Source organism: Dactylosporangium sp. NPDC049140, from assembly GCF_040648435.1.
The window spans coordinates 129741-143354 of record NZ_JBEZDS010000021.1; the positions used below are offsets into that span (position 1 = coordinate 129741).

At 74.0% G+C, this 13614-nt stretch carries 13 protein-coding genes and 1 riboswitch; of the genes, 8 read left to right on the forward strand and 5 right to left on the reverse strand.

The genetic code is table 11. The features are described 5' to 3' along the window. Positions 1 to 3 precede the first annotated feature (3 nt). Positions 4 to 906, reverse strand: a complete 903-nt coding sequence (locus AB0B76_RS30295; RefSeq protein ID WP_360381879.1) for a TetR/AcrR family transcriptional regulator C-terminal domain-containing protein — start codon at positions 904 to 906, stop codon at positions 4 to 6. Positions 907 to 973: 67 nt separating this feature from the next. Between AB0B76_RS30295 and AB0B76_RS30300 the strand changes: the two genes are divergently transcribed. The 3 genes from AB0B76_RS30300 (at position 974) to AB0B76_RS30310 (ending at position 4878) form a co-directional block, all read left to right on the forward strand. Beyond that, complete coding sequence (locus AB0B76_RS30300) at positions 974 to 2143, forward strand: FAD-dependent monooxygenase (RefSeq protein WP_360381881.1); 1170 nt, start codon at positions 974 to 976, stop codon at positions 2141 to 2143. Positions 2144 to 2222: 79 nt separating this feature from the next. Next, positions 2223 to 3767 carry a diguanylate cyclase gene (locus AB0B76_RS30305; protein ID WP_360381883.1) on the forward strand — a complete coding sequence of 515 codons (1545 nt, stop codon included), beginning with the start codon at positions 2223 to 2225 and terminating at the stop codon, positions 3765 to 3767. A gap of 70 nt (positions 3768 to 3837) precedes the next feature. Then, a riboswitch (cyclic di-AMP (ydaO/yuaA leader) is annotated at positions 3838 to 3980 on the forward strand. A gap of 169 nt (positions 3981 to 4149) precedes the next feature. After that, a complete protein-coding gene (locus AB0B76_RS30310) occupies positions 4150 to 4878 on the forward strand; it encodes a hypothetical protein (RefSeq protein WP_360381885.1) in 729 nt (242 codons plus the stop codon). 76 nt (positions 4879 to 4954) lie between these two features. Here the strand turns inward: AB0B76_RS30310 and AB0B76_RS30315 are convergent, their stop codons facing one another. The 3 genes from AB0B76_RS30315 to AB0B76_RS30325 all read right to left on the reverse strand — a co-directional run bounded on the left by AB0B76_RS30315 (position 4955) and on the right by AB0B76_RS30325 (position 6882). Further along, positions 4955 to 5236 (reverse strand): hypothetical protein, encoded by a 282-nt coding sequence (locus tag AB0B76_RS30315; protein WP_360381887.1) that lies wholly within the window; start codon positions 5234 to 5236, stop codon positions 4955 to 4957. Beyond that, a complete protein-coding gene (locus tag AB0B76_RS30320; protein ID WP_360381889.1) occupies positions 5233 to 5748 on the reverse strand; it encodes a SigE family RNA polymerase sigma factor in 516 nt (171 codons plus the stop codon). The genes AB0B76_RS30315 and AB0B76_RS30320 overlap by 4 nt, the downstream gene beginning before the upstream one ends. 99 nt (positions 5749 to 5847) lie before the next feature. Next, positions 5848 to 6882: a polyprenyl synthetase family protein gene (locus AB0B76_RS30325; protein ID WP_360381891.1), complete on the reverse strand. Its 1035-nt coding sequence runs from the start codon at positions 6880 to 6882 to the stop codon at positions 5848 to 5850. A 375-nt stretch (positions 6883 to 7257) separates the two neighbouring features. Here AB0B76_RS30325 and dnaG point away from each other — a divergent pair, with 375 nt between their 5' ends. Next, positions 7258 to 9108, forward strand: coding sequence for a DNA primase (gene dnaG / locus AB0B76_RS30330; protein WP_360381893.1), 1851 nt, complete (start codon positions 7258 to 7260; stop codon positions 9106 to 9108). Positions 9109 to 9146: 38 nt separating this feature from the next. Then, the gene (locus AB0B76_RS30335) at positions 9147 to 9689 is read left to right on the forward strand and encodes a hypothetical protein (protein ID WP_360381895.1); all 543 of its coding nucleotides are present in this window, start codon (positions 9147 to 9149) and stop codon (positions 9687 to 9689) included. Between the two features lie 72 nt (positions 9690 to 9761). Here AB0B76_RS30335 and mptB read toward each other — a convergent pair whose 3' ends face one another. After that, positions 9762 to 11072 (reverse strand): polyprenol phosphomannose-dependent alpha 1,6 mannosyltransferase MptB, encoded by a 1311-nt coding sequence (gene mptB / locus AB0B76_RS30340; protein WP_360381897.1) that lies wholly within the window; start codon positions 11070 to 11072, stop codon positions 9762 to 9764. 54 nt (positions 11073 to 11126) lie between these two features. Here mptB and AB0B76_RS30345 point away from each other — a divergent pair, with 54 nt between their 5' ends. From AB0B76_RS30345 to AB0B76_RS30355, 3 genes are read left to right on the forward strand one after another with little or no spacing between them, the layout of a single operon-like run. Next, positions 11127 to 12056 carry an ABC transporter ATP-binding protein gene (locus tag AB0B76_RS30345; RefSeq protein WP_360381899.1) on the forward strand — a complete coding sequence of 310 codons (930 nt, stop codon included), beginning with the start codon at positions 11127 to 11129 and terminating at the stop codon, positions 12054 to 12056. After that, entirely contained in the window at positions 12056 to 12817 is a 762-nt protein-coding gene (locus AB0B76_RS30350) for an ABC transporter permease (protein ID WP_360381901.1), read from the forward strand. Before AB0B76_RS30345 ends, AB0B76_RS30350 begins: the two co-directional genes overlap by 1 nt. A 3-nt stretch (positions 12818 to 12820) precedes the next feature. Next, positions 12821 to 13594: an ABC transporter permease gene (locus tag AB0B76_RS30355; RefSeq protein WP_360381903.1), complete on the forward strand. Its 774-nt coding sequence runs from the start codon at positions 12821 to 12823 to the stop codon at positions 13592 to 13594. The last annotated feature ends 20 nt before the right edge of the window (positions 13595 to 13614 follow it).

Here is a 13614-nt window from a genome sequence, read left to right on the forward strand (position 1 = left end):
ACCCTACGGACTCAGCAGCGCCGCCAGGCCGTCCAGCAGGCGACCCAGCCCGAACTCGAACAGGGTGTCCAGCTCGTAGTCCACCGCGTCCGGGCCCAGGGCGGCCAGCCGGGTGAAGGCCGGGAACGCGCCGCCGGCCGTGATGCGCGCGAACCGGGCCTCCTGGGCCGTGAACCACTCGACGTTGTCCACGCCCGTGTCCTGCTCGGCGTTCGCCTCCCACTCCAGGTTCACCGCCGTGCCGCGGACGTGGCTGGCCAGCATCATCGTGGCGTGCATGGCCACCGGCAGGGCCATCCCGGCCCGCTCCAGGGCGGCCAGGTTCCACTCCGTGTGGGCCATGGCCCGCTCGGCCATCGGCGGGCGGGTGAACGACATCACCTCGGCCACCCACGGGTGACGCCGGTACACGCCCCACTGCAGCCGCGCGGACGTCGCCAGGCTCGCGCGCCAGCCGGTGGACGGGTCGGGGCCGGGCAGCGGGGCCTCGGCGAACGCCGCGTCCGTCATCAGCAGCAGCAGCTCCTCCTTGCCGGCGACGTGGCGGTACAGCGTCATGGTCGGCATCCCGAGCGCGGCGGCCAGGCGGCGCATCGACAGCGCGGCCAGGCCGTCGGTGTCGGCGAGCCGGATCGCGGTCGCCACCAGCCGGTCCGCGGGGGAGGGCGCCGCGGACGCGCGGGCGCGGGGGCGGCGCGCCACCACGGTGCCGATGCCGGGCTGGGGCTCGACCAGGCCCTCCTGGCGCAGCGAGGTCAGCGCCTTCGTGGCCGTCGCCATGGCCACGCCGTAGGTCCGCATGAGCTCGCGCGTGGACGGGACGCGGTCGCCCGGGCGCAGGTCGCCCGCGGCGATGGCGGTGCGGATCCGCGCGACGATGCGCTGGGAAGGGGGCTCGGGCTGCACTAGTGCACACCCTACCGTCGCTCGCGCATCGTTGAGCGCCCGGACGCGGTGTTCGTACGGTGTACGCATGACGAGGGTACTGATCTGCGGCGCGAGCATCGCCGGGAACGCCGTGGCCGCGCCGCTGGCCCGCGCCGGGTGCGAGGTGACGGTCGTCGAGCGGGCGCCGGGGATCCGGGCCGGCGGGTACGCCGTCGACATCCGCGGGGTGGCGCTCGAGGTCGCCGAGCGCATGGGACTCGCGGCGCCGGCGCGGGAGTGCGGTACCGACACCGAAGGGACGAGCTTCGTCGACCGCAGCGGCCGGCGGATCGCCACGCTGCCGCTCGGGTTCGGGGTGCTCGACCCCGCCGACATCGAGATCATGAAGGGCGACCTCACCCGGCTGCTGCACGCGGAGGTGCCCGCGGGGGTCGAGTGGATCTTCGGGGACGCGGTGGCCGAGGTGCACCGGGGCGACACCGTGACGGTCCGGCTCGCGAGCGGCGGCGTGCGGGAGTTCGACTACGTGGTCGGCGCCGACGGCATCCATTCGCGCATCCGGGAGCTGGCGTTCGGGCCTTCGCAGCGGTACCTGCACCACCTCGGCAGCGTCAGCGCGGTCTTTACGGCCCCGAACGAACTGGGCATCGAGCGCTGGCAGCTGGTGCACTCGATGCCGGGCCGGGTGGTGAGCGTCAAGACCGACCGGGGCTCAGACACGGTGAAGGTGACGCTGCTGTACGGCGGCCCGATGCCCCCGCGCGACCGCGCCGAGCGGGTGCGCGGCGTCGAGGCCGCGTTCGCCGGGGCCGGGTGGGTCGTACCGCGGCTGCTGGAGCTGATGCGGGCCGCGCCCGACCTCTACGTGGCGCCGAACGCCCAGGTCAGGATGCCCGGCTGGACGGCCGGGCGGGTCGCGCTCGTCGGCGACGCCGGCTACGCCCCCTCCTCGCTCACCGGGCAGGGCACCGGCATGGCGCTCGTGGGGGCGTACCTGCTGGCCGGGCTCATCGCGCGGAACGGGGACCTGTCCGGGTACGACCGCGACCTGCGCGAGTTCGTCGACGTCAACCAGCGCGCCGCGCTCACGCCGGCCCGGGCCTTCGCGCCGAAGTCCGACCTCGCCGTGCGGCTGCAGCACCTCAGCATCCGCATGCTGCCGTACCTGCCGGGGCGGAACCTCATGATCGCGGCGATGACCCGCGAGGCGCGCCGCGCAGCGGGCGCCCTGACACTGCCCGCAGTAATCTCCTGACCCCAAAGGGTTTACTTCAGATCCGGTTTGATGCGTCGATGTAGGGGTGCAAGGTCGGCCGGACCCGGGTAGGCGCGCGATGGGTGATCGTGATGCGGCGATGGCCGCCATCCGCTCCGTGTACCTCATCACCGGCCGCATCAACACCGGCACCACGCTCGCCGAGACCCTCCAGCTGATCGTGGACGCGGTGGTCGACGGCATCGGGTTCACCGTCGCCGTGGTCAACTACCTGCACCCCGAGGGCGAGTACGAGGCGGTCGCGCTCGCCGGCTCCGAGGAGGCGCGCGCGACGCTGCTCGGGGCGCGCTACCCGGCGGAGGTGCTCGACGAGTACCTCGAACGCGCGGAGGCGTGGGGGCAGCTGCGGTACCTCCCGCACGAGCGGCACAGCGCCCACATCCACTCCTGGGTGCCCGACGAGGTGCCCGGCGGCGACGGCGTGCCCGAGGAGGAGCGCTGGCACCCGCTCGACGCCCTGTTCGCGCCGCTGCGGGCGCCCGACGGCGAGCTGGTGGGCATCCTCGGCGTCGACCTGCCCGCCGACGGGCGCCGGCCCGGGCCGCTGCAGCGCGAGCTGCTCGAGATGCTCGCCGCGCAGGCGGGCATCGCGATCAACAACGCCAACCTGGTCGAGGCCCTGCAGCGGGAGCGCCGGCATCTCGCGGCCAGCGAAGAGGCCTTCCGGCTGGCGTTCACCGGCGCCGGCAGCGGCATGTGCATGATCGGCGTCGACGGCGCGACCCAGGCCCGGCTGACCCGCGTCAACCCCGCCCTGTGCGAGCTGCTCGGCCGGGCCGAGGCCGAGCTGCTCGACCGGCCCGTCGCCGACCTGCTGCACCCCGACGACCTCGACCTGGCCCGGCTCGCCTTCGCCGCCGCGACGACCGGCAAGGGCATCCCGGTGCGCGACTACGAGATCCGCTGCGTGCGCGGCGACGGCGCCGTGATCTGGGTCGCCACGACGCTCTCGCTCGTGGCCGGGCCGCCCGCCTTCGGCATCCTGCAGGTGCAGGACGTCACCGGGCGCAAGGCCGCCGAGGCCGACCTGGTGCGCCGCGCGTCCCGGGACCCGCTCACCGGCCTGGCCAACCGCGACGCCCTGGCGTCCCCGCTGGCCGCCGCGGTGCGCCGCGCCCGCGCCGGACGGGGCGACAGCGCGCTGCTCTTCTGTGACCTCGACGACTTCAAGTCGGTAAACGACACGCTCGGCCACGACGCCGGGGACGCGGTGCTCATCGCCGTGGCCCAGCGGCTGTGCGCGCTCGTGCGGCCCAGCGACACCGTGGCCCGCCTCGGGGGCGACGAGTTCGTGGTGCTGGCCGAGGACCTGGCCGGCCTCGACGCGGCCGGGGTGGCCGCGCTCGTCGACCGGATCGAGCGCGCGGTCTCGGCGCCGGTGGTGCACGACGGGCACGTGCTGCGGGTGCGGGTCAGCGTCGGGGCGGCCGTGATCGATGCCACGGCGGGGGATGCGGGCGCGGCCCTGCGAACCGCCGATCGGGCGATGTACCAGGTGAAAGGCCACCGTCACGGGCGCGGGGCGGCCGATCGGGTGATAGCGCACGGTGAGCATTTCGGTGCGCCGGGTGGTATGCCATTGCTCCGGCTGGCCGAGGGCTGAACGGCCGGTTAGTGTCGGGTGGTCTGCCGCGGTCGACGCACCCCGAACAGCGGGGTCACCGCGCAGGCGCCGTCGAGCCGCGCCGTCCACTTCGGCGTCGCGGGCCGGGGACCCATCGCAGTCCTTGGGGTGTATCCGTGACCGAGTCACGGTAGGGCGAATCCTCCCGTCCGAACCCGTCAGCTAACCCGGTAGGCGGCACCGGAAGGAGAACCACGCGTGCTCGTCGACGCCCTGTGTCGTCTGTCTCCCGGACGGGTGATCGCCAGGACCTGAGCCTGGCCTGTCACACCCGTTGACCGTTCGCCGCCGCCGCGCGATCCCTTTGGCACCACGGGATCGTGCCGATGGCGCGCGCCCGCATCCGTCCGAGGAACCCATCTTGCTGAAACCGCTGTCGCTCAAACCGTTGCCACGCCAGTTCCAGCCCCGGCATCGCCGGGCCCTGCAACCCGTCAAGCCCGTGGTCGTGTCGGCCGTCATCCTGTCCGCAACGCTGCTCGCGTCCGGCTCGGCCGGCCGCTCCGCCGCCGGCCCGCCCGGTTCGCCGGTCGCCGTCGCCGCGGCCCCCGCGCCCGCCTACGCCCGGGACGCCTCGCTCGTCGTGACCGAGCTCGACGGGCAGGCCACGCTCGGCGACGCGCCCGCGCCGGCCACCCCGCCGCCGCCCGCCCCGCCGCGGCCGGTCGCCGGGCTGGACCAGACCCAGATGAACAACGCCGCCGCCATCGTCAAGCAGGGCCGCGCCCAGGGCGTGCCGGACAAGGGCCTCGTCGTCGCGGTGGCCACCGCGATGCAGGAGAGCGACCTGTACAACGTGGCGAGCCCGACCGTCCCGTCCTCGATGAAGCTGCCGCACGACGCCGTCTCGACCGACCACGACTCGATCGGGCTGTTCCAGCAGCGTGCGAGCCAGGGCTGGGGCAGCGTGCCGGAGCTCATGGACCCGGCGCACTCGGCGATGCTGTTCTTCAACGCGCTCGGCCGGGTGCCGGGCTGGCAGGGGATGAGCGTCACGGGTGCCGCGCAGGCGGTGCAGCGCTCCGCGTTCCCGGGGGCGTACCAGAAGCACGCCGACCGGGCCGAGCAGGTGGTCGCGGCGATCGCCTGATCTGTGTTTCCGGGCTGCCGCGGCGTCCGTCGCTGGTCCGGACCGTAACTCCCGTGGCCTCACCGTCCGCCGTTGGTCACGGCGGTGACCGGCCGTCCCGGCCGGTGGCCGGTGAGGGTTCGGGTGGGGAAGCGGCCGGTACCGGGGTCGCCGCCGGTGCCGGTGGGGCCGGGGCCCGGGGTGCGTTGAGGGCGAGCGTCGTCACGACGGCCAGCGCGAGCGCCGCCGAGCCGCCGGCGACCGCGGTCCGCCGAAGACGGCGCCGGCGGCCGTCGGCGACCACGCGGGCCAGGTCGACGCGGGAGGCCGGGGCCTCGTCACCGCCGTGCATGAGGCGCCGCAGCTGCCGGTCGTTCATCGTGGCCTCCTCGCGTCCAAAGGGTCCTCGAGCAGGCGCCGCATCGTGGCGAGCGCGGCCGAGGTCTGGCTCTTGACCGTGCCCGGGGCGCAGCGCAGGACCCGCGCGGTCTGCTCGACGGACATGTCGCAGAAGAACCGCAGCACCAGTACCGCGCGCTGGCGGTGCGGCAGCCGCGCGAGCGCCGCGTGCAACTCCAGCCCTTCCGGTACACCTTCCAGCGCGACGTCCTCGGCGCACCGCTCCGGCAGCCGGTCGACGGGCGACTCCCGGGCCGCCCAGCCGCGGCGCCGCTCGTCGATGAAGCGGTGGACGAGGACCGTGCGCACGTACGCGTCGACGTTCTCGGCCCGCCGGATGCGCCGCCAGCGCACGTACACGTCGGTCAGGGTGCGCTGGACGATGTCGTCGCCGCGGGTCCAGTCGCCGCACAGCAGGTACGCGGCGCGGCGCAGTCCGGGCAGTCGTTCCCGTACGAACTCGTGAAACTCATCCTCGATGGCGTCGGCCATACCCCTTAGGCGTAGGCGGGGCCCGGAACGGTTCGGCGGGTCTTGTGCTTGACCGCGCGGCCGAGCGGCCCTTGTGCTTTATCGCGCGGGTCTGGTGCTTTACCGCGGGGTTGCGGTGGCTCGGCGGGCCAGGGCGACCAGCTCGGCCACGGCGGCGGGGGAGGGCGAGGCGAGATCGAGTGTGAGCAGCGCCTGGGAGAGCAGCTCGTCGGCCTGGCGGCGGCACCACTCGCGGGCGCCGGACTGTTCGATGGTCTTCGCGGCGCGCTCCAGGTCGGCGTCGCTCAGGCGGGTGCGGCCCTCGAAGAGCGCGGCCAGCTCGTCGGCACCGGCCGCGATCGCCGCCGCGACCGGCAGCGAGCGGCGCCGGCGGCGCAGGTCGGCGCCGATGCCCGCGAGGTCCTCGGTGAACTGCACGGCCAGGCCCAGGCGCACGCCGAACAGCCGCAGCCGCTCGACCTGGGCCGGGTCGCCGCCGCCCGCGGCCGCGCCGAGGGCGCACGCGCAGCCGAACAGGGCGCCGGTGCGCTGCTCGACCATGGCCAGGGTGTCGCGCAGCAGGTCGGTGCGCTCCTCGCCGGCCGGGGTCGCGCCCGGGCGAGTGTCGCGCAGGGCCAGGGAGGCGTGCTGGCCGTGCAGCAGCTCCTGCACGGTATCGCCCAGCACGCGCAGCATCGCCCGGTCGGGGCTCGCCTGTCCGGACCGCTGCCGGATGCGCGCGGGGCTGCTGCGGGTGGGGTCGCCGGTGGCGATCACGTCGAAGGCCAGCGCCAGCAGTGCCTCGCCGCCCAGCGAGGCGGGCTCGGCGCCGACCACGCCCCAGGCGGTGCCGTCGGCGTGCTCGTCGACCAGGTCGCGGCGGATGGCCGACCAGTGGTGCATGAGCTCGACCGCGACCGCGGAGGGCACGGCGTCGTGCGGGTCGCCGCCGACCGCGTCCGCGCAGACCAGGGTCAGGGCGCTGCGCACCGAGACCGCCGGCGCGTCCACCCCGCCCCAGGTGAGGTGGTGCCACCCCAGCTGCAGCTCGGCGACCTCCCGCGACGGCTCGGGCAGCCGCCCGATCGCCGTGCGCAGGGGCGGGTCGACAAGCCTCCCGGCCCAGCGCAGCACGTCGTCCGTGGTCCTCAGCACGATGACCACAGGGGTCGCACCACCCATCGCAAATCGCACAGTCAGCGGGTACTGGAAGATCGGGCCGCGCCGATGCGGCCGCCGGGCTCTCGTGAGCCTGGTCAAGTATGCCGGTGCGGCCGGGCGCACATGCCGGAATCCGCAATGGAGAGGTCGTGTGGCGAAGACCGCGGTCGCCCGTACGGTGCGTGTCGGGGCAAAATCCGCGTGTCGCGCCGCCGGTCGTGCCGGATCCACAGTAGATGGTCGGGTCCAGGGCCATAGGGCCGCACCCTCGCGCCGAGTGCCGCCCGGAGGGGCGGTGCGGCCGCGCGAGTCGTAAATTGTCGTAGCCGCGAGGCAGGATAGGCGTGGACGGACTGGGGGAGGTGGCGGTTGGCCGGCAAGATCAAGGACGAGGACATCGCCCTGGTCCGGGAGCGCACGTCGATCGAGGACGTGATCTCCGAGCACGTCACGCTGCGTTCGGCGGGTGGCGGCAACCTCAAGGGGCTGTGCCCGTTCCACGACGAGAAGACCGCCTCCTTCAACGTCTCACCCACCCGCAACGTGTACTTCTGCCACGGCTGCGGCGCCGGCGGCGACGCGATCAAGTTCCTGATGGACCACGATCACCTCTCGTTCGTGGAGTCCGTCGAACGGCTCGCGTCCCGGGCCGGGCTGCAGCTGCACTACGTCGAGGCCGGCAGCGCGCCGGTGCGGCCCAGTGGCCAGAAGCACCGGCTCATCGCCGCGCACGCCGAGGCCGCGCGCTTCTACGCCGAGCAGCTCGGCACGCCCGGGGCCCGCAAGGCGCGCGAGTTCCTCGCGCAGCGCGGGTTCAGCAAGGAGGCGGCCGAGCGCTACGGGTGCGGCTTCGCGCCCGAGGGCTGGGACAACCTCGCCAAGCACCTGCGGGTGAAGGGGTTCTCGGCGACCGAGCTGACCACCGCCGGGCTGTGCCGCGAGGGGCGCTCCGGCGGGCTCATCGACCGGTTCCGGCGCCGGCTGGTCTGGCCGATCAAGGACATCGCGGGCGAGGTCATCGGCTTCGGCGCGCGGAAGCTGTTCGACGACGATGACGGGCCGAAGTACCTCAACACGCCCGAGTCGCCCCTGTACAAGAAGTCGCACGTGCTCTACGGCATCGACCAGGCCAAGCGCGAGATCGCCAAGCAGAGCCGGGTCGTCATCGTGGAGGGCTACACCGACGTGATGGCCTGTCACCTGGCCGGCGTGCCGGTGGCCGTGGCGACCTGCGGCACCGCGTTCGGCGGCGACCACATCTCGGTGCTGCGGCGGCTGCTCATGGACGCCGACGGCTACGGCGGGGAGATCATCTTCACGTTCGACGGCGACGCGGCCGGGCAGAAGGCGGCGCTGCGCGCGTTCGAGGACGACCAGCGCTTCGTCGCCCAGACGTTCATCGCCGTCGGGCCCGACAACATGGACCCGTGCGAGCTGCGCCTGGCCAAGGGTGACGCGGCCGTGCGGGACCTGGTCGCCGACCGGCAGCCGCTGCTCGACTTCGCGCTGCGCTCGGTCATCCAGCGCTTCGACCTCGACACCGCCGAGGGCCGCGTCGGCGCCCTGCGGGCCACGGCGCCGCTGGTCGCCAAGATCAAGGACCGGACGCTGCGGCCGGAGTACGCGCGCAAGCTCTCCGGTGACCTCGGCATGGAGCTCGAGACCGTGCAGCGGGCGGTCGCCGCGGCGGCCAAGGGCGCGGTCGACCCGATGCCGCCCCCGCAGCAGCGGCGCGTGCTCGCCCCCGACAGCGCCGAGGCGCTTGTCGAGCGGGAGGCACTGAAGCTCGCGCTGCAGGAGCCGGTGCTCGCGGGGCCGATGTTCGATGCGATCGGCCCGGAGATGTACACGCACCCGACCTACGCGGCGCTGCGCACCGCGGTGCTGGAGGCGGGCGGCGCGTCGAGCGCGACCGGCGGCGCGGTCTGGATCGAGCAGGTCCGCGAGGCCTGCCTGGACCTGGCCTCGGGCGCGACGGTGGCCGAGCTGGCGGTGGAGCCGCTGCGGCTGGACGGCGAGCCGGACCCGCGCTACGTCGAGGTGACGATCAACCGGCTCCAGCTCATGGCGCTGAACCGGACGATCGCGGAGCTCAAGTCGAAGCTGCAGCGGATCAACCCGGTCAGCAGCGCCGACGAGCACCTGCGGCTGTTCAGCGAGCTGGTGTCGCTGGAGCAGCACGCGCGGGCCCTGCGCGATCGCGGCGCGAGCCGCTGGTGAGCCGGTCGGGCATCTTGAACGAAACGAGGTCATAGTCCGTGTTCGGGTTCTTGCAGCGCAGAAGGCTGCCCGCCGAGCGCCGGCCGAAGCTCGGGCCGGACGAGCGCGTCGTGGCGTGGGCGGGCACGACCGGCGACAACGTCCTGGTGGCGACCAACCACGGGCTGTGGCTGCCCGGCGCGGACGAGCGGCTCGGCTGGCACGAGATCCACAAGGCGACGTGGTCCGGGCGGCAGCTCGCCGTGATCGCGGCGCGGGAGGTGCCGGTCGCGGACGGCGACTACGCGGTGATGGACGACCTGCCGCCGCTGGCCGTCACGCTGCTCGACCCCGACCGGGTGCCCGAGCAGGTGCGCGTGCGCGTCAACAAGTCGATCGCGCACACGTCGCACCATCCGCTCGAGGAGCTCACCGGCGTGCGGGGCGGGGTGCGCGTCGTGGGGCGGCGGGTGCCCGGGGTCAACGGGCTGCGCTGGACGGTGCGCTACGACGAGGGCGTCGACGCGTCCGCGCCCGGCGTGGCCGAGCACACGGCGGAGCTTGTCGCGTGGGCGAAGTCGGGCGTCGGCGCGGTCGCGTGAGCGCGGCCGGGACATCGGGCGGCGGCGCCGCCCGGGCCCCCGGCGGCGAGGCGCACCACGACCGGGGCGCAGTCAGGCGTCGGCGCGGTCGCGTGAGCGCTTCCGGGCGAGGCGCACGACGATCGCGGTGACCAGGGCGACGTCGAGGAACGCGCCCGGCACCTTCGTCTTCGTGGCCAGGCCCAGGCTGTCGGGCAGGGTCAGGAACGGCAGCGCGACCACGGCGACGTGCACGCCCGTGCGCAGGCGCCCGGTGAGCTCGGTGCCGGCGAGGACGGCGATGCCCGCGAGCGCGTACCAGGCGTAGAAGACCGGGCCGAGCACCGCCGTGGCCAGCATCGCCAGGCCGGCCGCGGTCAGCACGGCGTCGATGTCGGTGCGCCGGCGCAGGGCGCGCAGCCAGAGCCACAGCAGCAGGGCGGCCAGGACCGCGAAGCCGATCGTGCGGGCGGCGGCGACGACGGTACCGAACGCATCCGGCCGGCCCGCGACCCGCAGCACGTAGCCGGCCGCCATGCCCACGCCGCTCGGGATCGACAGCCACTGCACCAGCCCCGCGGTCGCGCCCAGCGCGCGCAGGAAGCCCAGCCCGTGGCCGGTGACGGCGGCGAGCAGCGCGTAGGTCGCGACCGTCGCGGCCACCGAGATCGTGCGGCGGCGCAGGGCCGGCAGCAGCAGTACCGCGAACGGCAACGCCACCAGCGCGGTCACCTTGACCGCGGCGGCCAGCCCGAACGCGATCCCGGACAGTCCGGCCCGGTCGCGGGTCGCGAAGACGAAGCCAGTGAGCACGAACCCGGCCACGAGGATGTCGTTGTGCACGCCCGAAATCACGTGTACCAGCACGAGCGGGCTGGCCGCGAGGACGGCGTTGCTGTCGGTGAGCCGGTGTGCGGCCGCCACGCAGAGCACCAGACCGAGGATCGCGACGAGCCGGAACAGCCCGACGGCGACGAGCAGGTGCCCGTGCGCGAGCCAGGCCACGGCGCCCGAGATCGCGAACCACAGCGGCCCGTACGGCGTCGGGGTGTCGCGCCACAGCGGCGGGACCTCCGACAGCCAGGTGCAGGGCAGCGCCGACGGGCCGTGCTCGTAGAGGTTGATGCCGGCGTCGAAGAGCTGACCCTGGCAGGCGTACGCGTACACGTCCAGCGCGCCCATGGGCGGCGCGACCAGCAGCGGCAGGCTCCACAGGGCGGCCGTGACCAGGAGACTCCGGGGCTGCTCGCCGCGCAGGTGCCACCAGGCGTAGGCGAGCATCAGCAGCGCCACGAACCACACGCAGACGCCGGTCACCCAGGCGGCGTCGTGCGTCCCGGGCTTGCCGGCCAGGAATCCGCTCAGCGCCAGCAGGGTTGAGGCGGCCAGCCCGAGCCATCGCACCTGGGCATCCTAATGGCCCCGAAAATTGTCGTACCCCACGGCTAGGGTCGGGTCGTGGTCGAGAACAGGGCATTGATAGCGGCGACGGCACTGGTCAAACGATTCGGGGATTTCACGGCCGTCGATGGCATAGATGTCCGGGTGGCGGCCGGGGAGGCGTTCGGGTTCCTGGGGCCCAACGGCGCCGGCAAGTCCTCCACGATGCGGATGATCGGGTGCGTGTCGCGGCCCACGAGCGGGCGGCTGAGCATCCTGGGCCTGGACGCGGCGCGGGACGGGCCGGCGATCCGGGCGCGGCTCGGGGTGTGCCCGCAGCAGGACACCCTCGACCCGGAGCTCACGGTGCTGGAGAACCTGGTGGTCTACGCGCGGTATTTCGGGATACCGCGCCGCCTCGCCCGCGAGCGGGCCCGGGAGCTGCTCGACTTCGTGCAGCTCGGCGACCGGTCCGGCGACAAGGTCGAGCCGCTGTCGGGTGGCATGAAGCGGCGGCTGACGATCGCCCGGGCGCTGGTGAACGAGCCCGACCTGGTGCTGCTCGACGAGCCGACGACCGGCCTCGACCCGCAGGCCCGGCACCTGGTTTGGGAGCGGCTGTTCCGGCTCAAGCAGCGGGGCGTGACGCTGGTGCTGACCACCCACTACATGGACGAGGCCGAGCAGCTGTGCGACCGGCTCGTGGTGATGGACAACGGCCGGATCGTCGCCGAGGGCTCGCCCCGGGAGCTGATCGCGCGGCACTCGACCCGCGAGGTGGTGGAGGTGCGCCTCGACCTCGACAACAGCGACGCGCCCGACAAGCTCGACGGGATCGGCGAGCGGGTCGAGGTGCTGCCCGACCGCACCCTCGTCTACACCGAGGACGGCGACGCCGCGCTGGCCGAGATCGCCGCGCGGGGGCTGCGGCCGTCGAGCACGCTGGTGCGCCGCGGCTCCCTGGAGGACGTGTTCCTGCACCTCACCGGCCGGACGCTGGTGGAGTGATGGGGACGCTCGCGGTGTTCGAGTACCACCTGGTGTCCTACCGGCGCATCTGGCGCGGTTCGGTGCTCAGCTCGTTCGCGCTGCCGGTGATGTTCCTCGTCGCGATGGGGGTCACCGTCGGCGGCTACGTCGACGCGCGCCCGTCCGGCCTCGGCGCGCCCTACCTCGACTGGATCGGGCCGGGGCTGCTCGCCTCGACGGCGCTGCAGGTCGCGGTGAACGACGCGACCTGGCCGGTGTATTCGATGTTCCACTGGATCCGCAGCTACCACGCGATGCGGGCGACGCCGGTGACGTCGGCCGGGATCCTGCGCGGGCACCTGCTGTACGTCGGGCTGCGGGTCGGCGTCGCCACGCTCGCCTTCCTGCTCGTGCTGCTGCCGTTCGGCGCCCTGCACTCGTGGTGGGCCCTGGCGACGTTCGCGCCGGCGATCCTGACCGGGCTGGCGTTCGCGGCGCCGTCGTTCGCGTTCGCCGCGGCGGTGGACAGCGACGGGTACTTCGCGGTGCTGTTCCGGCTCGTGGTGGTGCCGATGACGCTCTTCGCCGGGGTGTTCTTCCCGGTCGGCGGGCTGCCGGCGCCGGCCCGCGCCCTCGCCTACGCCTCGCCGCTGTGGCACGGGGTCGAGCTGTGCCGCGCGGCGACGCTGGGCACGGCGACGGCCTGGGGCGTGTGGGCGCACACCGCGGTCCTCCTCGCCTACGCCGCGGTCGGCTACGCCCTCGCGGTGCGCGGGTTCGCCCGGCGGCTGGAGGACTGAGCGATGCTGCTCGGGGGCGCCCTGTCCGTGGCCGCGCGCAACGTGGCGGCGGCGCGGCACATGACCTACTGGCTCGTGCTGGCGTCGGGGTTCGCGGAGCCGATGCTGTACCTGTTCTCGATCGGGGTCGGCGTCGGCCGGCTCATCGGCGACGTGCCGATCGGGGGCGGGCGGGCGGTGTCCTACGCCGAGTTCGTCGCCCCGGCGACGCTGGCCGCCTCGGCCATGACGGGCGCGATGGCCGAGACGGTCATGAACTTCTACGGGAAGCTGAAGTTCATGAAGCTGTACGACGCGACGCTGGCCACGCCGGTGACGCCGCTGCAGCTGGCCTCGGGCGAGCTGCTGTGGGCCCTCGCCCGCGGCGCCTTCTACTCGGCCGCGTTCCTCGTCGTGATGGTCGCCCTGGACCTCACCACCTGGGCGCGGGCCCTGCTCGCCTTCCCCGCCGCGATGCTTGTCGGGTTCGCGTTCGGCGGGCTGGGGATGGCGGTGTCGACGTTCCTGCGCTCGTGGCAGGACTTCGACTACGTGAACGTGGGGCAGTTCGCGCTGTTCCTGTTCAGCGGGACCTTCGCGCCGCCGGCGGGCTACCCGCCGCTCGCGCGCGCGGTGGTGGAGCTGACGCCGCTGTTCCACGGGGTGGAGCTGATCCGGGGCCTGAGCCTGGGCGTGTGGTCGTGGGGTCTGGCGGGGCACGCGGCGTACCTGGTGGCGCTGGCCCTGGCCGGCCTGTGGCTGGCCGGTCGCCGCCTGGGCCGGCTGCTCCTGACGTGACCGACCCGCCGCCCGCCTGG